Annotated in this window: 16 protein-coding genes; 8 read left to right on the plus strand and 8 right to left on the minus strand. The window is 75.7% G+C overall.

From position 1 onward, the window contains the following. Window positions 1-40: 40 nt before the first annotated feature. The 6 genes from ACI79B_RS19820 to ACI79B_RS19845 all read right to left on the minus strand — a co-directional run bounded on the left by ACI79B_RS19820 (window position 41) and on the right by ACI79B_RS19845 (window position 10,966). Window positions 41-2,995, minus strand: a complete 2,955-nt coding sequence (locus ACI79B_RS19820; protein ID WP_456929561.1) for a wax ester/triacylglycerol synthase family O-acyltransferase — start codon at window positions 2,993-2,995, stop codon at window positions 41-43. Continuing rightward, on the minus strand, window positions 2,992-5,232 hold the full coding sequence (locus tag ACI79B_RS19825; RefSeq protein ID WP_456929562.1) for a glycerol-3-phosphate 1-O-acyltransferase: 2,241 nt from the start codon (window positions 5,230-5,232) through the stop codon (window positions 2,992-2,994). The genes ACI79B_RS19820 and ACI79B_RS19825 overlap by 4 nt, the downstream gene beginning before the upstream one ends. 126 nt (window positions 5,233-5,358) lie before the next feature. Continuing rightward, window positions 5,359-6,366, minus strand: coding sequence for an NAD-dependent epimerase/dehydratase family protein (locus ACI79B_RS19830; RefSeq protein ID WP_456929563.1), 1,008 nt, complete (start codon window positions 6,364-6,366; stop codon window positions 5,359-5,361). Between the two features lie 59 nt (window positions 6,367-6,425). Further along, on the minus strand, window positions 6,426-7,832 hold the full coding sequence (locus ACI79B_RS19835) for a WS/DGAT/MGAT family O-acyltransferase (protein ID WP_456929564.1): 1,407 nt from the start codon (window positions 7,830-7,832) through the stop codon (window positions 6,426-6,428). Window positions 7,833-7,937: 105 nt separating this feature from the next. Next, complete coding sequence (locus ACI79B_RS19840; RefSeq protein ID WP_456929565.1) at window positions 7,938-8,942, minus strand: alpha/beta fold hydrolase; 1,005 nt, start codon at window positions 8,940-8,942, stop codon at window positions 7,938-7,940. 71 nt (window positions 8,943-9,013) lie between these two features. Then, the gene (locus ACI79B_RS19845; RefSeq protein ID WP_456929566.1) at window positions 9,014-10,966 is read right to left on the minus strand and encodes an FUSC family protein; all 1,953 of its coding nucleotides are present in this window, start codon (window positions 10,964-10,966) and stop codon (window positions 9,014-9,016) included. A 63-nt stretch (window positions 10,967-11,029) separates the two neighbouring features. Here ACI79B_RS19845 and ACI79B_RS19850 point away from each other — a divergent pair, with 63 nt between their 5' ends. The 7 genes from ACI79B_RS19850 to nadA all read left to right on the plus strand — a co-directional run bounded on the left by ACI79B_RS19850 (window position 11,030) and on the right by nadA (window position 17,652). After that, window positions 11,030-11,878 carry a Nif3-like dinuclear metal center hexameric protein gene (locus ACI79B_RS19850; protein ID WP_456929567.1) on the plus strand — a complete coding sequence of 283 codons (849 nt, stop codon included), beginning with the start codon at window positions 11,030-11,032 and terminating at the stop codon, window positions 11,876-11,878. 15 nt (window positions 11,879-11,893) lie between these two features. Beyond that, window positions 11,894-12,178, plus strand: a complete 285-nt coding sequence (locus ACI79B_RS19855) for a DUF3311 domain-containing protein (protein ID WP_456929568.1) — start codon at window positions 11,894-11,896, stop codon at window positions 12,176-12,178. A 3-nt stretch (window positions 12,179-12,181) separates the two neighbouring features. Further along, a complete protein-coding gene (mctP, locus tag ACI79B_RS19860) occupies window positions 12,182-13,837 on the plus strand; it encodes a monocarboxylate uptake permease MctP (protein WP_456929569.1) in 1,656 nt (551 codons plus the stop codon). Between the two features lie 89 nt (window positions 13,838-13,926). Further along, entirely contained in the window at window positions 13,927-14,667 is a 741-nt protein-coding gene (locus tag ACI79B_RS19865) for a zinc ribbon domain-containing protein (protein ID WP_456929570.1), read from the plus strand. After that, window positions 14,664-15,755, plus strand: a complete 1,092-nt coding sequence (locus tag ACI79B_RS19870) for a bifunctional RNase H/acid phosphatase (protein WP_456929571.1) — start codon at window positions 14,664-14,666, stop codon at window positions 15,753-15,755. The genes ACI79B_RS19865 and ACI79B_RS19870 overlap by 4 nt, the downstream gene beginning before the upstream one ends. 152 nt (window positions 15,756-15,907) lie before the next feature. Then, window positions 15,908-16,498 (plus strand): dihydrofolate reductase family protein, encoded by a 591-nt coding sequence (locus ACI79B_RS19875; protein WP_456929572.1) that lies wholly within the window; start codon window positions 15,908-15,910, stop codon window positions 16,496-16,498. Window positions 16,499-16,620: 122 nt separating this feature from the next. Continuing rightward, window positions 16,621-17,652 carry a quinolinate synthase NadA gene (gene nadA, locus ACI79B_RS19880; RefSeq protein ID WP_456929573.1) on the plus strand — a complete coding sequence of 344 codons (1,032 nt, stop codon included), beginning with the start codon at window positions 16,621-16,623 and terminating at the stop codon, window positions 17,650-17,652. A 3-nt stretch (window positions 17,653-17,655) separates the two neighbouring features. Here the strand turns inward: nadA and ACI79B_RS19885 are convergent, their stop codons facing one another. Next, the gene (locus ACI79B_RS19885; protein WP_456929574.1) at window positions 17,656-18,408 is read right to left on the minus strand and encodes a sulfite exporter TauE/SafE family protein; all 753 of its coding nucleotides are present in this window, start codon (window positions 18,406-18,408) and stop codon (window positions 17,656-17,658) included. 24 nt (window positions 18,409-18,432) lie between these two features. Between ACI79B_RS19885 and ACI79B_RS19890 the strand changes: the two genes are divergently transcribed. Then, window positions 18,433-18,792 carry a DoxX family protein gene (locus ACI79B_RS19890; protein WP_456929575.1) on the plus strand — a complete coding sequence of 120 codons (360 nt, stop codon included), beginning with the start codon at window positions 18,433-18,435 and terminating at the stop codon, window positions 18,790-18,792. A 263-nt stretch (window positions 18,793-19,055) separates the two neighbouring features. On the opposite strand, the gene ACI79B_RS19895 is transcribed toward ACI79B_RS19890, so the two are convergent. Continuing rightward, window positions 19,056-19,625 carry a hypothetical protein gene (locus ACI79B_RS19895; protein ID WP_456929576.1) on the minus strand — a complete coding sequence of 190 codons (570 nt, stop codon included), beginning with the start codon at window positions 19,623-19,625 and terminating at the stop codon, window positions 19,056-19,058. Between the last annotated feature and the right edge of the window lie 159 nt (window positions 19,626-19,784).

The following is a 19,784-nucleotide window of genomic DNA, read 5'->3' on the forward strand; positions in this document are numbered from 1 at the left end:
CACCGGCTTCCGCCCGGTGCTGTACCGCAGGAGACCTGGCTCACACCTGGCCGAGCGCCACGACCTCGTCCAGTCCCGCCTGCAGGTCGGCCACCAGGCCCTCGGGATCGGTCACCGCGGCGGAGTCGAGGTTGACGCCGATGCAGCACTGGTCCTCGTGCGAGAGCAGCGTGACCATCGCCGCGCAGCCCGGCAGCGGCCCGAACGGGTACATCCGCAGGATCCGCGAGCCGGCGAAGTACACCGGGTGCGCGACGCCGGGCATGTTGCTCACCTGGACGTCGTTCGCGCTGGTCAGCCGCCCGGAGACCGCGCCGACGACCGGTGCGGGGAGCCAGTGCAGCGCCGGGCCGAGCAGGTCGTCGGTGACGCCGCTGGCGCTGGTCTCCCGCGCCGAGAGGACGAACTGGCGGATGGTGGCGATCCGCGCGGCCGGGTCGGCCTCGGCCAGCGACGCGGTGAACCGGGCGCCGGTGAACCGGTTGCCGCCCTGGGCGTCGTCGCGGGCGCGCAGGCTGATCGGGATCCCGACGGTCATCGTGGCCAGCGGGGCGCCGGTGCGCTCGTGGTAGCGGCGGAAGCCGCCGACCACCGCGGCGAGGAAGCCGTCGTTGAGGCTGCCGCCGGCCGCCTTCGCGCCCCGCTTGAGGTCGGCGAGCGGCACCTCGAGCACCTCGAACCGCCAGTCCCCGCCGCGGGCGGCGAGCGCGGGGCTGCTGCCGCGCGGCGGCGCGAGGGTCTTCGTCGCCGCCCGGGCGGCGTCGAGGGCCTGGGTCGCCACCTCCCGCGGGTGGCGCAGGGTGCCCAGCGCCTCCACGCCGCGGCGCAGCGCGGCCAGCGGCACCGACCGCGCGGTCCCGACCAGTTGCTCGGTCAGCGCCCCGACGCGGGAGACCTCGCCGGGCACCGGGGCCGGCGGCTCCGGGCGGGCGGGGTCGCGGTCGGGGCTGCGGCGGTGCAGCAGGCCCATGAGCTGGACGGCGCCCAGCCCGTCGGTGGTGCTGTGGTGGGTCTTCACGACGTAGCCCGCGCGGCCCTCGGCCAGGCCCTCGACCAGCAGCACCTCCCACAGCGGCCGGTCGCGGTCCAGCGGCGCGGAGGCGAACTCCCCGACGACGTCGAGCAGCTGCCGCGTCGAGCCCGGCTCCTCCAGCCGCACCCGGCGCACGTGCCGGTCCAGGTCGAGGTCGTCCACGGTCGCCCAGCGGGGCGCGCCGACGCCGAGGGCCGGCTCGACCACCTTCTGGCGCATCCGCGGCACCATGCGCGAGGCCCACTCGTGCGCGCCGAGGAAGCGGTCCCAGTCCGGCGCGGTCTCGAGCACCTCGAGCAGCGTGACGTTGGCGCGCAGCCGCGGGTCGGCCGCCTCGGCGCGCCACATCGCCGTCTCGATGGGGTTCATCTCCGGCGAGGTGCCCCAGTCCAGCGGCGCGGCCGGCACCGCGGGGGCGGGCGCGGACTCCTCGGCGGTGGGCGACTCGGCGACCACCGGCCGCCGCGTGCGCCCGGACCAGTTGGCCAGCGTGGCGAGGAAGGAGTCGCGCACCTCGGTCACGTGCCGGTCGAGGTCCTCGACCGACCAGTCGCTCGTGTCCACCGGCGGCAGCACCCGCACCTGCACGGTGCCGGGGGAGACCGTCGTCGCGCCGCGCCACATCAGCTCGCCGGCGTTGCGGATGACGACCGGGACGATCGGCACCCCGGCCTGCATCGCGACGTGGAAGGCGCCCTTCTTGAACGCGCCGAGGGTGGGGGTGGCCGAGCGGGTGCCCTCGGGGGCGACGACCAGCGAGATGCCCTCCTTGAGCCGCTGCACGGCCGGCTCCAGCGCCCTGCGGGCCTGGGCGGGGTCGCCGCGGTCGACGAACGCGACGTCGGCCAGCCGGAACGCCAGCCCGAAGCCCGGCGTCCGCGCCAGCTCCTTCTTGGCCACGCCGGTGAACCCGCCGCGCAGCAGCTTGGCGAGGATGAGGACGTCGAGCTGGCTCTGGTGGTTGAACAGGAAGACCGCGGGCCGGGTGGCCAGGTGCTCGGCGCCCTGGACGTCGAGCCGGACGCCGGCCAGCGCGCTGCCGAGTTCACCCGCGAGGGTGAGGCCGAGGTCGACCGCCTCCCGCCGCGAACCGCCGAGCGCGCCGACCGCCAGGCCCGTGGCGAAGCCGCCGAACATGCCGCCGACGCCGGCCAGGGTGCGGGCGACGTCGGCCGGGGAGGTGCTCGCGCGGCGCTTGAAGCGGGCGACCGGCCACGAGTAGTGGCGGGCCGCGGCGGTCAGCCCCTTGCCCGGGTTGAGCGCGCGGGCGCGGCCGACGGTGCGCAGGAAGGGGACGTCCTCGTCGCCGTTGGAGTAGGCGTAGCTCTGCAGCAGGTCGATGCCGTGCTCCTCGGCGAACGCGCGCACGGCCGCGGCCTTGCCCGCCCGCCACAGCAGCGGGCCGCCGGGGCGGCCGGTGCACACGCCGTCGACGATCTCGACGGGGGAGACCAGCACGTGCTCCACGCCCAGCGCGCGGGCGGCCGGCTCCACCTGGAAGCGGGTCGCCGAGGAGGCCAGGACCACGGTGTGCCCGGCCTGCAGGTGGGCGGTGACCAGGCGCCAGGCCTCGGGGTACAGCGAGCCGGCGATGCCCTGGACGAACAGCCGCTCGCCGAGCTCGGCCAGCTCGTCCTCGCTGCGGCCGGCCCAGGCGCGCATGCCGGCGACGGTGAACCGCTCGAAGTCCTCCTCGGTGGTGACCCCGCGCAGGCCGGTCAGCAGCAGCTGGCCGAGGTCGGTCGGGGTGACGTGCAGCGAGCGCAGGTGGTGGCGGGCGAAGGCGGCCAGCGAGTAGCCGTCGATCACCGTCCCGTCGAAGTCGAAGAACGCCCCGACCCGCGGGCCGGGCGGCGCCGCCTCGACGTCGGCCACCAGCTGTTCCTCGGTCCAGACGTTGGTCCGGGCCATGGCGGCCGCCTGCTCGCGCAGCCCGCCCCCCGTCGACGTCTCGGCCGTCACGGTTCCACCCCCACGTTCTCCCGCCGCGCCGCGGCGTCCAACTCGTCGATCACCACTACTCGGCCGACGACGTCCCGGACTTGAGCGGCCCACTCCTGCCGCCGGCGGGCCACGTCGTCCCGGCCGGGGTCGACCAGGTCGAGGTTGGCGGCCAGCCGCAGCGCCCCGGCGAACAGCTCGCGGGACAGCGACTCGGGCCCGTGCAGCCGGCCCTGCAGCAGCATCTGCTGGCCGACGCCGGAGCACTCGGCGAGGAACTCCGGCTCGACGACCGGCGTCCGCGGGTCACGGGCGGCCAGCCGCTCGGCGACGACGAGCTGCGCGTCGACGAACGACCGCAGCACCCGGTGGGCCACCAGCAGGTCGGCGCGGCACAGGACGTCGCGGCCGTCGGCGGTCTCCCACTGCGGGTCCAGCCGCTCGAGCTCGGTGGCCAGCCGGTCGCGGTAGGCGTCGCGCTCCTCGAAGAAGAACTCGAACTTCAGCTGGTCGCGCAGCCGGTAGGCCTCGTCCCAGCGGTCGCCCGGGTCGCGCAGCATCACCAGCTCGGCGATCGCCCGGTCCACGAAGTGGTGGATCGCGTTGTTGCGGTAGAAGGCGGCCACCAGGTGGTGGCCGCGCCCGATCGCGTAGACCGGCTCCTCGCCGCCCTCGTAGGCGGTCACCACGCCCTGCCCGGCCAGCGCGCCGAGCACCCGCCGCACCCCGCGCGGCGTCCGCAGCGCGGCGCCGGAGTGCGGCAGGCCCCGCTCGGTGAGGTAGCGCAGCAGCGGCTCGAGCACCCGCTGCACCTGCGCCAGCGTCAGCGCCCGGTCCCGCACGCCGAGCAGGGCGAGGGTCACCAGCGCCGTCGCCGTCGCCGGGGTGACCGAGTTGATGCCGACGGCGACCTGGAAGGCCACCTTCTGCAGGCCCAGCCGGCGCGAGCCGGGGTCGGCCGGGTCGGCGCCGCGCAGGGCCGCGGCCAGCGACAGCGGCTCGGCGAAGCCCACGTGCACCGTGCCCAGCGGCGTGCGCACCTGCTCGCGGATGTAGGACGCCATCCACGACAGGCCCTCGCCGCGCTTGGCGGCGCCGCCCTGCTCGGCGGCCATCCCCGAGACCTCGCGCAGCTGGTCGTAGGTGATCGACACCGGGACGAGGTAGACGTCCTCCACCCGCTTGCGCTCGACGGCGTCGGCGACGAAGCCGAGCAGCCCGTGCCGCGGCGGGCGCAGCTTGCCGGTGCGGGAGCGGCCGCCCTCCATGTACCACTCGAGGTTGAACCGCTTGGCCAGCAGGAACGCCAGGTACTCGCGGACGGCGGTCTTGTAGACCTGGTCGTCGCCGAAGCTGCGCCGGATGAAGATCAGCCCGGCCCGCTTGGCGATCGACCCGACCGGCCAGAACCGCAGGTTCTCCCCGCCGAGCACGTGGTTGCGCGGGAAGTCGTGCTGCGCGAGCACGTCGGCGAGGACCAGCGGGTCGACGTAGGAGCGGTGGCTGGGCAGGAACACCAGCGGGTGGGTGCGGTTCAGCTCGCGCAGGTCGGTGAGCCGCGCGGTGTCGGCCTGCACGTCCCAGGCGCGGGCGTGCACCGGCCGCAGCAGCCCGGTGAACACCTCGACGGCGGCCGGGTCCATCGCCGCGACGAGCTCGTCGAGGTCGGCGGCGGCCTCGGCGGCCACCTCCTCCTCGGGCTGCTCCAGCCGCCCGGCCAGCGCGGCGACCTCCGCGCGCCACTCGGGGCTGTGCCGGATCGCCTCGGCGACGTGCCGGGGCACCTTGGCCCGGTCGCCGACCACCTGCCGCTCGGCCCGGTCCAGCGCCAGCGCCGCCTGGTGCGCGACGAACGCGGCCAGGCTGCCGGTGCCGTCCCACCGGTCGGTCAGCTCGCCCACGGTGGCGGGCTCGGCGACGACGACCCGAGCCCGGTCCGGGTCGCGGCGCACCGCCGCGGCCTGCAGCGGGGCCGGCGGGCGGCGCAGCAGCGAGGGCCGGGCCGCCGACCACCGCCCGCGCCGGCCGGGCCCGCGGCGGGTCACCTCGGCGCCGCCGCGCGGCGCCCACGCCACCCGGGTCGCGGTGACCACGGTCGTGGGATCGGCGTCGGCCAGCGGGCCGGTCAGCGCCGAGCCGCTCAGCGGCAGGACCGTCCCGCCCGGGGGCAGCGCCTCGGTCACCATCCGCCGCTCGACCTCGCTCGCGGCGTCGACCAGCACGATGTGGGGGACGTCGTCGTCCGCTCCGGGGCTCATGCGCACTCCTTCCTCGGGGCTCGTCGCGGCCGGCCGGCGCGAGGTACAACGGGCGGGACGCCCCGCCGGTCACGGGCCGGCGCCGGGGGCCGATCCTGCTCCCGTCCGCCGCGGCGCGGGCCGGTCTCAGCCCTGGTCGAGGGTGGCGCGCAGCGCCTCCAGGCCCGTGTACTGCGGCTGCCAGCCCAGCTCCTGCTTCGCCTTGGTGGTGTCCATGATCGCCGGGTGGCTGGCCGCCTCCACCCACTCGGCGGCCGGCGGCAGGAACGGCAGCCGGGACACCGCGCGGGCCGCGAACTGCGCCGGCGCCGCGGGCAGCGGCACCGGGAGCGCGCCGTACTCGCGGGCGACGTCGGCGGCGGTCAGCACGCCGTCGCCGGCGATGTTGTAGGCCCCGGGCGGGCCGGCGGCGACGACGCACTGCAGCAGCGCGGAGCCGACGTCGTCCTCGTGGACGAACTGCAGCGGCAGGGCCGGCACCGCCACCGGGAGCGGGACCGGCAGCCGCCGGGTGCTCTGCTCGGCCAGCCACCGCCCCAGCGGGGCGAGCGGGCCGGGCAGCAGGTCCTTCGCGCCGACGGTGTGCGGGCCGAGCACCACCGGCGGGCGCAGCAGGTACAGGCCCAGCTCCGGGTGGCCCTGCGCCTCCTGCTGCAGCAGCTGCTCCAGCTCGGCCTTCTCCTGCGCGTAGAACAGCCGGGACGCCGGGCGCACCGGCCAGTCCTCGGTCATGCCCACCGGGTTGTCCCGGTGGAAGCCGTACGCGGCGAGCGAGGAGGCGTAGACGAACCGGCGCGCGCCGGCGGCGGCCGCGGCCCGGAACGCGTTCAGCGTGCCGTCGACGTTGATCGCCCGGGTGGTCTGCCGCGAGGCGTTCCCGGTGATGAGGAACGCCAGGTGCACGACGACGTCGGCGCCGGCGAACGCCTCCTTCAGCGCGTCAGGGTCGCGCACGTCGCCCCGGCGGTACTCCATCTTCGTCCAGCCGCGGGCGGCCGGGTCGAAGGGCCGGCGGGCGATGCCGACCACCCGGCGGACCCGCTCGTCGGCCTGCAGCAGCGGGACCAGGCCCTCCCCGAAGGTGCCGGTGGGGCCCGTGACGGCGACGGTCAGATCGGTCTCGGAAACGGTCACCACGGCGCGCTACCCGGCGTCGCCGGGCGTGAACCGGGTCACGCCCGGCAACCGCCGGGTCACGGCGCGGCCGCGGCCGGCTGCTGCTCCGCGGCGAGCCCGACCAGCTCGGCGATGCCGCGGCAGATGCCCTCGGCGAGCACGTCGACGTCGGGGAAGGCGTCGAAGTCGGCGTTGATGCCGAAGGTCATCGAGTTGAGGTAGCTGAAGATCCCGATGGAGATCCGGGTGCCGCCGGCGATCGGCACGTAGGGGTGCGCGGACACCATGCGCTTGCCGAGCACGTACAGCGGCACCCGCGGGCCGGGCACGTTCGTCGTCACCGCCTGGCACCACATCTGGCCGGTCTGCATGGCCGACCGGACCCCGAGGGCCAGCAGCGTCGGCGCGACGTAGTCGCCCATGCCGATGATCGAGCGGGCGTCGACCGCCTGCATCGTCCGCTTGTACTCGTCCATCTGCTGCTTGATCGCCGCCAGCCGGGCCCGCGGGTCGCCCTCGCCGACCGGCAGGTCGACGAAGACCGCGGTCACCCGGTTGTCCAGCGAGCCGCGCTCGCCCTCCTTGCGCACCGAGATCGGCACCATCGTGCGGACGACGGTGTCGCCACCGAGCGCCCCGCGGCCCTTGAGCAGGTCGCGGAAGCCGCGGGTGATGGCGGTGAGGACGACGTCGTTGACCGTGCCGCCCAGCGCGGTGCGGGCGGTGCGCAGGTCCTCGAACTCGGCGTCGGCCCACGCCCAGCGCCGGTGCGGGCCGATCGGGCCGGTGAGCGTGCGGGCCATCGGGGTCAGCGCCTGGCGGGCCAGCTGCGGGACCGACGACACCGCCGCCTTGGCGCTGTTGAACAGCCCCCGCGCGCCGGTGCTGACGGCCTCCGGGCCGTGCACCAGCTGGCGCAGGGGAGCGGTGACGGTCTCGGTCAGTGCGCCGGCGACCATCTCGACGCCCGAGGGGCTGCGCTGCGGCGACCAGTCGCGCGGCGCCTTGTGCTCGGCGTTCGGGTCGAGGTCGAACATGACCTGCATCAGGTCGGTGCCGGCGATGCCGTCGACCATGCAGTGGTGGACCTTGGAGATGATCGCCCAGCGGTCGTCCTCCAGGCCCTCGACCAGCCACACCTCCCACAGCGGCTTGGCCATGTCCAGGCGCTGGCCGAGGACCCGGCCGGCGAGGTTGCGCAGCTGCTCCTCACCGCCGGGCTTGGGCACCGCGGTGTGCCGCACGTGGTAGAGGATCTGGAAGTGCGGGTCGTCGACCCACAGCGGGCGGCCCAGGTTGAAGGGCACCTCGCGCACCCGCTGCCGGTAGCGCGGCACCAGCGGCAGCTTGCTCAGCAGCAGGCGCACCAGGTCGCCGTAGGACGGCGCCGGTCCCTCGAAGACCGCGACCGAGCCCACGTGCAGCGGTGCGTTCTCGGTCTCCGCGTAGTAGAAGCCGGCATCGGTCGCGCTCAGGCGGTCCACGGTCGCTCCCCAACTCGTCGAGACGGTGTCGGCCGGTCCCGTATCCGGCGACCCGGCCGTCGGAACACGGTCGTGTGGTGCCGGACACAGTAGGCAGGTCCTCGATCAGCCTGCCTGCCGGATGGTCCCGGGACCAGCCGCTGCCACCCTGTCGAGCAGGTCGGTGAGCGCCCGGTCGACGACGGCGGTGCGGGTGAGGTTGACGCTGTGCCCGGCGCCCGGGACGACGATCAGCTCGGCCTGCTCGCCGATCCCCGCGGCCAGTTCGCGGCCGTGGTCGGCGGGGGTCAGCCGGTCGTACTCGGCCGCGACGACGGTGCACGGGACCCGCCCGAGCACCGGCAGCGATGCCGTCTCGTCGTGGTCGAGGAAGGTGCCGTAGAAGGCCATGGTCACCGTCAGCGGCGTCTCCTCGAGCATCGCCTGCACGACGCGGACGGCCTCGCGCGTGGCGTCGTCGCGGCCGAACAGGTAGCGGCGGGTGAACCGGTGGCCCAGCCGCGTGCCGCGGCGCCGCAGCCGCTCGAGCCCGGGGGCCAGCAGCCGCAGCCACCACAGGTACAGGCCCAGCAGGTGCAGCTTCCGCATGGCCTTCACCGCCAGGCCCAGCGGCCCGCGGGGGACCAACCCGCCGGCCGAGGTGGCCAGCAGGAACGCGCCGACGACGCGGGTGCCGAACAGCTCGGGCCGCTGCCGGGCCAGCGCCATGATCGTCATGCCGCCCATCGAGTGGCCGGCGAGGACCACCGGCCGCCCGGCGGGGACGACGGCGTCGAGCACCTGGCCGAGGTCGCGGGCGGTGCGGTCGATGGTCGCCGTCCGCGGGTCGACCCAGCGGGACCGGCCGTGGCCGCGCTGGTCCCACAGCACGACGCGGGCGCGGTCGCGGATCGCCTCGACCTGCAGCTGGAACTCGCCGAGGCGGGCGGTGAACCCGTGGCAGAAGACCACGGTGACCGGGGCGTCCTCGGGTCCGTCGAACTCCACGTGCAGGTCCACGCCGTCGTCGGTGCGGACGGTGCGCGAGCCGGGCGGCGGGGGTCCGTCGATCCCCGGGACGACGGGGATGCGCGGCGGGACGGGGGCGGGGCGGGAGCGGTGGAACGGCACCCGTCCATGACAGCGCAGCCGCCGCGGACCGGCGACTCAGCGCCTTCCGCGCGCGGATGGCGGAGCGTGCGTCAGCCGCCGGGCGCCGCGGTCTCGGGGCGGCGGCCGGGGGCGGCGTCGCGGACCAGCCGCCGTGCGGCGTCGACCTCGCGGGCGACCGGGGCGAGCACGCCGTCGGCGTGGATCTCGGCGTCGTCGGGCACCCGGTGCGCCCGGACGTCGTCCTCGAGCTCGCGCAGCGCCCGCTGGAGCACCGCCACCTGCGCCGGGTCGGGGTCCGGCTCCCCGCCGCTGACGGCGATGACCGCCTCGGTGACCGCGTCGGCGGTCCGCTCCAGCTGCACGATGACCGGCCACCAGGCCGCGGCGCGGGTGCTGATCGGCGGCGGCTCGGCCAGCCGGCGCTGCAGCTGCGTGTGCAGCTCGGTGAGCGCCCGGTAGGTCGCGCGGCGGGCGCGGCGGCGCGCGACCGGGTCCGCGCCGAACGCGGCGCCGACGAAGGCGTCCAGCGCCAGCGTGGCCGCGCGCAGGGCGTCCTCCAGCGGGGCCCGCCAGGTCTGCGGCCACAGCAGGTAGCCCGCGACCAGCACGATCGCGCAGCCGATGAGGGTGTCCACCAGCCTGGCGCCGACCAGCTCCGGCCCGCCGGGGACGGCGAGGTCGAGCAGCAGGATGATCACCGGCGTCTGGAACACCGAGAACAGGCCGAAGTTGGCGCCGCGCGCCCAGGGCAGCAGCCCAGCAGCGACGGCCATGGCGACCACCACCCAGCCGTCGCGGGGCAGCACCGACAGCAGCAGCGAGCCGATGAGGACGCCGAGCAGCGTGCCCGCGCCGCGCTGCACCGCCCGGGTGAACACCGACCCGTAGTCGGGCTTGAGCACGATCGCCACGGTCAGCAGCACCCAGTAGGGCCGCTCGATGGGGAGCAGCTGGCGGGCGACCTCCGCGATGGTCATGCACAGCGTGAGCCGGAGGGCGAACTCGCGGGTGTCGGTGCTGCCGAGGGTGCGGTCGGCCAGGTCGCGCAGCCGCTCCCGCCAGGACGGCCGGGGCGGGGTGACGGCGGCGCCCGCGCGCTCCTCGGGGTCGCCCACGACGGCCCAGGCCAGCCGCACCCCGTGGCGCACCGCGCGGCGCACGGCGGGCCCGTCGTCGAGGGGGGGCGGGCGCTCGGCGGGCAGCTCGCGGCTGCCGGAGACCGCAGCGGCGAGGGCGTGCACCGCGGTCACGTCGTGCGGGTCGGCGTGCACCCCGGTGCGGGCGGCGGCGACCGCCGCCTCGACCAGCGGGGCGGCGGCGTTGAGGACCCCGGCCAGCTCCGACAGCTGCCGGTTGCGCCCGGCGGCGAGGCTGCGGGTGCGGATCACCCGGTCGTAGGCGGCGTTGAGCGCGGTGGTCAGCTCGCGGCGGGCGTCGTCGGTGCCCTCGGTGCCCACGGCGGTGAGCAGCCCGGCGATCCGGGTGAACACCGCGGCGACGGCGCTGCGGTCGGGGTCGCTGGGCTCGGTGGCGGCCTGCACCAGCGTGGCCAGCGTCGCCCACGCCGCGCCGGCGGCGAAGAACGCCACCTCGGCCGCCGCGGGCAGCGGCGTCACCAGCCCCGACGCCAGCGCGGTGTAGACGAGCAGCTGCAGCGCGCCCAGCGACATCGCCGAGTTGACCGCGCTGATGACCGCCGCGGCCACCGACAGCACCGCCACGACCACCACCGGCAGCACGCCGCCGCCGCTGGCGAACTGCCCGGCGACGAGGCCGACCGCGCCGAGGCCCACCGCGGCGGCGGTGCGGCGCAGCCGGTCGCGCAGCGGGCCGCCCTGCGGGGCGAGGGTGGCCGCGAGCGCGCCGGTGGTGGCGAAGACGCCGGCGCCGAGCGCCGTCTGCCCGCCGACGGCGAGCGCCACGGCCAGCGGCGCGGGCACGACGACGGCGAACCGGACGACGTCGCGCCACGGCACGGGTGGGGGAGTGGTGCGGAGCAGCTCCTCGAGCCACGCGGGTGCGCGCAGCGACCTGTCCGCCACGGTCGGGAGCCTGCCACCCGCGGTCGCCGCAGGCGGGACGGCGCTCGGCTAGCGTCGGCGCCCGTGACCGCCACCCTGGGCGAGGTCGTCGCCGCGCTGGAGGCCCGCTACGACCCGGCGCTCACGGAGGACTGGGACGCCGTCGGCCTGGTCTGCGGGGACCCCGCCGAGCCGGTGGGTCGCGTGCTGGTCGCCGTCGACCCGGTGGCCGCCGTCGTCGACGAGGCGCTCGAGCTCGGCGCCGGGCTGCTGGTCACCCACCACCCGTTGTTCCTCACCCCGGTGCACGGCGTCCCCGCCGACGACCCCAAGGGGCGGCTGGTGCACCGGCTGGTCCGCGCCGGCTGCGGGCTGTTCGTCGCGCACACCAACGCCGACCGCGCCCCCGACGCCGGCGTCAACGACGCTCTGGCCGCCGCTTTCGGCCTGACCGGCACCCGCCCGCTGCAGCCGGTGGCGCCCGGCTCCCGCGCCGGGCTCGGCCGGGTGGGGGAGCTGCCGCGGCCCACGACGCTGGCCGGCTTCGCCGCGCACGCGGCGGCGGTCCTGCCGGAGACCGCCGGCGGCGTCCGCGCGGCCGGGGACCCGGACCGGCCGGTGCGCACCGTCGCCGTCTGCGGGGGCAGCGGCGGCTCGCTGCTGCCCGAGGCGACGGCGGCCGGCGCCGACGTCCTGCTCACCAGCGACCTCCGGCACCACCCGGTGTCCGAGTCCGGGGAGCGACCGGGCCCGGCCTTGTGTGACGTGGCACACTTCGCCTCCGAGTGGCCCTGGGTCCCCGTGGTCGCCGACGTGCTGGCCACGGACCTGTCCGGCAGGGTCGAGGCGGTCGCCTCCCGGCGCCGCACCGACCCGTGGACGGTGCACCGGGGCCGGTCGGCTGGAGGGGACCCGGCCCGCGCGGCCGGCTGAGACCGGGAGGGCGCCGTGGCCACCGCCGAACGACCGCCGACGGGGGGTGCGGCCCCCCGGAGGAGCGACCGCAGCCCCTGGAACTGGCTGCTGCTGGTGCCGATCGTGGTGCCGCTGATCGTGCCGTTCTACAACCGCGTCGAGCCGACGCTGTTCGGCTGGCCGTTCTTCTACTGGGTGCAGCTGCTGTTCGTCGGGCTGGGCGTGCTGACCACCGTGGTCGTCTACCGGGCCACCCGTCGCAGCCCCGCGGAGCAGGCCGCCGCCCGCGCCGCCATCGAGCGGGACCGGGAGCGCTGAGCCGTGGACGGGGTCAACGTCGTCGAGCTGACCATCGTGATCGTCCTGTTCCTGGTCGTCACGGTCATGGGGTTCGTCGCGTCGCGCTGGCGGCGGGCGGAGAGCCTCATGCACCTCGACGAGTGGGGGCTGGGCGGGCGCAGCTTCGGCACCTGGATCACCTGGTTCCTGCTCGGCGGTGACCTCTACACCGCCTACACGTTCGTCGCCGTCCCCGCGCTGATGTTCGGCGCCGGCGCGGCCGGGTTCTTCGCCGTCCCGTACACGGTCGTGATCTACCCGCTGGTCTTCCTGGTCGTCATCCGGCTGTGGTCGGTGAGCCACGTGCGCGGGTTCGTGACGCCGGCGGACTTCGTGCGCGCCCGGTTCGACTCCCCGACGATGGCGCTGCTGGTGGCCCTCACCGGGATCGTCGCGACGATGCCCTACATCGCCCTCCAGCTGGTCGGCATCGAGGCGATCCTCAAGGCGATGGGCGTGGAGGGCGAGCTCCCGCTGATCGTCGCGTTCGTGATCCTCGCGCTCTACACCTACAACTCGGGGCTGCGGGCGCCGGCGCTCATCGCGTTCGTCAAGGACACCCTCATCTACCTGACGATCATCGTCGCGGTGATCGTCATCCCGGTGAAGCTCGGCGGCTGGGACGTGATCTTCGGCGCGGCCGAGGAGAAGTTCTCCGCCGGCACCGGCGCGGGCGTGCTGCTGCCGGGCACCGGGCAGTGGCAGTACGCGACGCTGGCCTTCGGGTCGGCGCTCGCGCTGTTCCTCTACCCGCACTCGATCACCGGCGTCCTCGCGGCCAGCAACCGCGACGTGCTCAAGCGCAACATGAGCGCGCTGCCGGTCTACAGCCTGGCGCTGGGCTTCATCGCGCTGCTGGGCTTCATGGCGATCGCGGCCGGGGTGACGCCGATCGGCGAGGACGGCAACACCGTCGTCCCGGTGCTGTTCCAGGAGATGTTCCCGAGCTGGTTCGCCGGCATCGCCTTCGCCGCCATCGGCATCGGCGCGCTGGTGCCGGCGGCGATCATGTCCATCGCCGCGGCGAACCTGTTCACCCGCAACATCTACAAGGAGTTCCTCAAGAAGGACGCCACGCCGCGGCAGGAGGCGCAGGTCGCCAAGGTGACCTCGCTGGTGGTCAAGGTCGGCGCGGTCGCGGCGATCCTGTTCATCGACCCGCAGTTCTCCATCGACCTCCAGCTCATCGGCGGCGTGATCATCCTGCAGACGCTCCCGGCGGTGGCGCTTGGGCTGTACACCCGGTGGCTGCACCGCGGTGCGCTCGTCGCCGGGTGGGTCGCGGGCATGGCCGCGGGCCTGCTGATGCTCTACAACGTCCCGCGGCTGGCGCCGGACGGCACGGTCCTGCGCGAGCACTTCGGCGGGTCGGCGTTCGCACTGTCCAAGCTCGGCCTGGACGCGCAGTCCAGCGTCTACGCGGGCTTCCTCGCGCTGCTGGTCAACCTCGTCGTCACGGTGCTGGTGACGATGGCGCTGCGCGCGGCCAAGGTGGACGACGGCGTCGACGGGACGGCGGAGAGCGACTACACCGCCGAGCGGGAGGACCCCACCTTCCGCGACCTGCCCGACCCGCTGGAGTCCGCGCCGCCCGGCACGGCCCGCGGCGCGACGGGGGAGGCGACCGGCCGCAGGTGAAGGACCCCGTCCCTCCCATCCCTCGCAGGCTCGGGACGAGCCTCCGGACGGGGCCGGGGTGAGGCGAGGCGCCCCGGTAGGTTGAGCGGGTGAAGGCCGACCACTTCGAGCAGCAGAAGCTGCTGGCCCTGGCCGACGAGGACGTCGCGCTCACCCAGCTCGCCCACCGGAAGCGCACGCTGCCGGAGGTCGCCGCCGTGGAGGCCGCCGCGGAGTCCGAGCGGACCTTCGCCGAGGCGGAGGTCCGCGCGGGGACCGAGGTGCGCGACCTCGACCGCGAGCAGAAGCGGCTCGAGGCCGACGTCGATACCGTCCGGCAGCGGGCCGACCGCGACCGGTCGCGGATCGACTCCGGGGCGGCGACGCCGAAGGAGATCACCTCGCTGCAGTCGGAGCTGCAGTCGCTCGCGCGGCGGCAGTCCGACCTCGAGGACCAGGTGCTCGAGCTGATGGAGCGCCGCGAGACCGCCGACGCCGCCCTCGCCGACGCGCAGTCCGGCCGCGCCTCCGCCGTCGCCGTCCGGGAGCGGGCCGAGCAGCTGCGCGACGACGCCCTCGCCGACATCGCCGACTCCACCGCCCGGCACGAGGCGGAGCGCGGGGAGATCGCCGCCGGCATCTCCGCCCCGCTGCTGGCGCTCTACGACCGGATCCGCACGCAGACCGGTACCACCGGCGCGGCGATGCTCAAGGCCCGGCAGTGCCAGGGCTGCCGGATCGAGCTGTTCGGCAAGGAGCTCGCCGCCGTCCGCAACACCGACCCCCACGAGGTGGTCCGCTGCGAGAACTGCGGCCGGATCCTCGTGCGCACCGCCGAGTCGGGCCTGTGACCCGGTTCATCGTCGAGGCCGACGGCGGCTCGCGGGGCAACCCCGGCCCCGCCGGCTACGGCGCGCTGGTCCGCGACGCCGCCACCGGGCGGGTGCTCGCCGAGCGCGCGGCGTCGGTCGGCCGGGCGACGAACAACGTCGCCGAGTACGGCGGGCTGGTCGCCGGCCTGCAGGCCGCCCTCGACCTCGACGCCGGCGCCGACGTCGAGGTGCGAATGGACTCCAAGCTCGTCGTCGAGCAGATGTCCGGGCGCTGGAAGATCAAGCACCCGGACATGCAGAAGCTCGCCGTCCAGGCCCGCGACATCGCCCGGCGGCTGGGCAGCGTCCGCTACACCTGGGTGCCGCGCGCGCAGAACGGCGCCGCCGACGCGCTCGCCAACAGCGCGATGGACGGCCGGCCGGTGCACCGCGACACCGCCGCCGAGCCGACCGTGGTGGAGGACGACGTCCAGCCGGCCGCCGAGCCCGCGCCCGTCGTCACCACGGTCACGCACCTGCTGCGCCACGGCCGCACCGAGCACACCCCCGAGCGCCGGTACAGCGGACGCAACGACCTGCCGCTGTCGGCCACCGGGCGCGCGGAGGCCGAGGCGGCCGCCGTGCGGGCCAAGGAGCTGGGCATCGAGGTCGTCGTCGCCTCGCCGCTGCGCCGCACCCGGGAGACCGCCGAGGCGGTCGCCGGCGTGCTCGGCCTGCCGGTGGAGCTCGACGACGACCTGGTCGAGCTCGACTTCGGCGACCTCGAGGGGCTCACCGCCACCGAGGCGCAGCAGCGGCACCCGCTGGCCGCCCGCCGGTTCGCGGCCGACGTGACGGTGGCCGCGCCGGGCGGCGAGTCGGTGGCCGACGTGAGCCGCCGCGTGGCCCGCGCCCGGGCGCGGCTGCTGGAGCGGTACGCCGGGAGGACGGTGCTCGTGGTCAGCCACGTGACGCCGATCAAGCTGCTGCTGGCCGCGGGTCTCGGCGCCGGCGACGAGGTGGTGCACCGGGTGTTCCTCGAGGCGGCGTCGCTGTCGACGGTCGCGTGGAGCTCCGACGGCCGCACCTCGGTCCGCCTGGTGAACGACACCGCCCACCTGCGGTAGGACCTCGCGAGATCGGCGGTCCCGTGGCCATCGGGCGCTGATCGCCACGGGACCGCCGATCTCGCGCGGTGCTCAACCGGTGAGTTGACGAGCGCCCGCCGGTCCCTCCTGCAGGCGGCTCCGCCCCGGAGCCGGAAGCGAGGAGGTGCCCCATGGGGCAGGTGGTGCTGTTCGCGGCGGTGTCGCTGGACGGGTACGTCGGGCGGGACGACGACATGCCCGGGCCGCTGTTCGACTGGTACGGCAACGGCGACGTCGAGATGACCTTCAGCGACCCGGACCGGCCCTTCCACGTGACGGCGGAGACGGCGGAGTTCCTGACCGGCATGGCCACCCGGGTGGGCGTCATGGTGTGCGGGCGCCGGTTGTTCGACATCACCGACGGCTGGGGCGGCGTGCCCCCGAACGGCGAGCACGTCGTCGTGGTCACCCACCGCCCGGCCGACGACTGGCCGCACCGGGACACCGCGCCGTTCACCTTCGCGCCGGACGTGCCGACCGCCGTCGAGCGGGCGAGGGAGCTCGCCGGCGACCGGGACGTCACGGTGAGCGCCGGGGACGTCGGCGGGCAGGCGCTGCGCGCGGGCCTGGTCGACCGGGTGGTCCTCGCGCTGGTCCCGGTGGTCCTGGGCTCGGGCCGGCCGTACTTCGGCGCCGGCGGCCCGCCGGAGATCCAGTTCGAGGACCCGGTGGTCGTGCAGGGCCGGCGGGTGACCCACCTGGTCTACGACGTGCGCCGCTGACGTCGCCGGGACGTCGCCGGGACGGGAAGCGGGCCGGGCGGCCCGGTGTTGTACGGGACACCCCGCCGCCGGCCTCCCCGGCGCTCCGGGGACGATGAGCCCCCCGCACTCCGAGGAGCCCCGTGACCGCGACCATCGCGCCCGCCACCCCCACCGTCGCCGGCGACGAGCGCACCCTGTCGCCCGCCGAGTACGAGACCTGGGCGGCAGAGGTCCGCCGGCTCGCCGACGAGCGCGGTGCGGTGGTGCTCGCGCACAACTACCAGGTGCCCGAGATCCAGGACGTCGCCCACTTCACCGGCGACTCCCTCTACCTGTCGCGGGTCGCGGCGCAGACCGACGCCCGCGAGATCGTCTTCTGCGGCGTCCACTTCATGGCCGAGACGGCGAAGATCCTCTCGCCGGACAAGACGGTGCTGCTGCCCGACCACGCCGCCGGCTGCTCGCTGGCCGACTCGATCACCGCCGAGCAGCTGCGCGAGTGGAAGGCCCAGCACCCCGGCGCCGTCGTCGTCAGCTACGTGAACACCACCGCGGCGGTGAAGGCGGAGACCGACATCTGCTGCACGTCGTCGAACGCCGCCGACGTCATCCGGTCCATCCCCGAGGACCGGGAGATCCTGTTCTGCCCCGACCAGTTCCTCGGCGCGCACGTCAAGCGCGTGACCGGGCGCCAGGACATCCACGTGTGGGCGGGGGAGTGCCACGTGCACGCCGGCATCAGCCCGGCCGACGTCCGCGCGCAGGTGGCCGCGCACCCGGACGCCGAGATCCTCGTGCACCCCGAGTGCGGCTGCACCACCTCGGTGCTCGACCTGGTCAGCCACGGCGACCTGCCCGCCGACCGCACCCGCGTGCTGTCCACCGGCGGCATGGTCGAGGCCGCGGCGCGGACGTCGTCGGGCCAGGTGCTGGTCGCGACCGAGGTCGGCATCCTGCACCAGCTGCGGGCGCTCAACAGCGGGACGGCGTTCATCCCGATGAACAGCCGCGCGGCCTGCCGCTACATGAAGATGATCACCCCGGCCAAGCTGCTGCACACGCTGCGGACCGGCGAGGGCGCCGTCGACGTCGACCCGGAGACCGCCGCCCGCGCCCGCCGCGCCGTCGAGGCGATGGTCGCCATCGGCGAGCCCGGCCGCGGCGGGGAGTGAGCGTCAGATCCTGGTGAAGAGGTAGACCGACACCGCGACGCCGAAGACGACGATCAGCACCCGCAGCGGCGTCGCGGGGATGCGGCTGGCCACCCGGGCGCCGAGGAACCCGCCGACCAGGCTGGCCGGCGCCGCGACGGCGACCACCTGCCAGGCGACCGGCCCGAAGACGCCGAACACGACCAGGGTGACCGTCGCCGTCACCGCGGAGAGCGCGGACTTCAGCGCGTTGGCCAGCGGCAGCCGGTGCAGCGCCGTCCCGAGCACCCCGACGAGGATGACGCCGAGCGCGCCGCCGAAGTAGCCGCCGTAGACGGTGGCGAGGAACAGCGCGAGGTAGAGCCACCACGGGTCGCGGACGGCGCCGTCGTCGCGGTCGCGCAGCCGGCGGGTGAGCAGCGGCTGCACCGCGAGCAGCAGGCTGGCCAGCAGCACGAGCACCGGCACGACGACGTCGAAGGCCTCGCTCGGCGTGGTCAACAGCAGCACGCTGCCGGCGACCCCGCCGAGCGCCGAGACCGCGCCGAGGCGCACCAGCCGGCCGCGCTGGCCGGCGTACTCGCGACGGAACCCGACCATGCCGCCGAGGTAGCCGGGCCACTGCGCCACCGAGTTGGTGACGTTGGCCGCCACGGTGCCCAGGCCCAGCCCCACCAGGGTGGGGAAGAGGATCAGCGACCCGCCGCCGGCGATCGAGTTGACCGCTCCCGCGCCCAGGGCCACCGCGGCCGCGATCAGGAGGTCGGCGGCCGTCACGGGGTGCCAGCCTACGGTCGGTCCATGCGACTCCCCGCCCCGGCGACCTGGCTGGCCGCCGCCCTCGGCGGCTCCGGCGTGCTGCACCTGGTGCGGCCGCGGACCTTCGAGGAGCTGGTGCCGCCCGAGCTCGGCGACGCCCGCGGCTGGGTGCTCGGCAGCGGGGTCGCGGAGATCGGTACCGCCGCACTGCTGGCCGCGCCGGCGAGCCGCCGGGCCGGCGGGTGGGCCGCGGCCGCGCTGCTGGCGTCGTTCGTGCCGGCCCACCTGCACCACTTCCGGGTGGCGCGCAGGCGGCCGGCGCTGCTGGCCGCGGCGGTGGTCCGGCTGCCGCTGCAGGCGCCGATGATCGCCGCGGCGCTGCGGGTGGCCCGGGGGCGCTGAGCGTCCCCGACCTCGGGTCGACCACCGACACGCCGACCTCCGCCGCCGCGGCAGTTCCTCGGCCACCCCGACGGGCGACCTCGCCGGCCGAGCACCGCCGCTACCTGGAGGCGCTGTCGGCCGAGCCGGTCGAGGAGCAGGCACGGCGACAGGTCGACATGGTGACCCCGGTCGTCGACGGCCGGCGGGTGAGCGGCTTCGTGCTGTACGCCGGCTGACGGGGACGCGGCCCCGGGCGGTTCCCGGGGCCGCGTCCGGGCCGGTCAGGGGTTGAAGCTCACGTGGACGTGGTCCATGTGGTTGGCGGTGGGGGACCCGCGGTCGGCCATCGCCCGCCAGCCGGAGCTCCCGATGACGAAGATCCGCTGCTTCCAGATGACGTAGTCGACGTTGAAGCGCGCGGCGTTGTCCAGGACGTACTGCGCGACGGCGTTCCCCTTGGCGGAGTCGGCGTAGACCATGAAGTCCGCGGCGAGCTGCTGGGTGGGGGAGTGCCCGGGCCGGGTGAGCACCGTGGACACCCCGAACCGCTGCGCGACCTCGGCGACGACCGGGCGGACGTGCGCCGCCCAGGCGCTGTAGGAGGTCGAGGTGGGGGTCGGCTTCCCGCTGAGGTTCGTGGACACCGCCGCAGCGGCGGGGGCGGCCGCCGGTGCGGCCGCGGGAGCCGCGGAGGCAGCGGGGGCCCGGTCCTGGGACCAGCCGTGCGACCAGTCGCGGCGGGGGCCGTCCCCGTGGGCCTGGGCCGCCGACTGGCCCGAGAGGCCGAAGACGACGGCGAGGGCGCCGGCGGTGAGGGTGCGGCGGATCGTGCGCTTGCTGTTCGAGGGCATGACGAGGAGAGCTCCTGACGTCGGTTCTCGCGCGGCGCCGTCCGTGGCTCGGCGGTCACCCGGCGCGTGAGGGAGGGACCTGCGGGACGGACCCGGGCGCGCGGCAGGGCGGCGGGCGGCTGCTGGAGGGCAGGCCGACGCCAGGACGGCCGGAATGGG

Source organism: Geodermatophilus sp. SYSU D00879, assembly GCF_054050375.1.

Coding starts and splice junctions, on each gene's coding strand:
- ACI79B_RS19890 (WP_456929575.1), top strand. CDS start 18,433: ATGCGACTCCCCGCCCCGGCGACCTGGCTGGCCGCCGCCCTCGGCGGC.
- ACI79B_RS19895 (WP_456929576.1), bottom strand. CDS start 19,625: ATGCCCTCGAACAGCAAGCGCACGATCCGCCGCACCCTCACCGCCGGC.
- ACI79B_RS19875 (WP_456929572.1), top strand. CDS start 15,908: ATGGGGCAGGTGGTGCTGTTCGCGGCGGTGTCGCTGGACGGGTACGTC.
- ACI79B_RS19825 (WP_456929562.1), bottom strand. CDS start 5,232: ATGAGCCCCGGAGCGGACGACGACGTCCCCCACATCGTGCTGGTCGAC.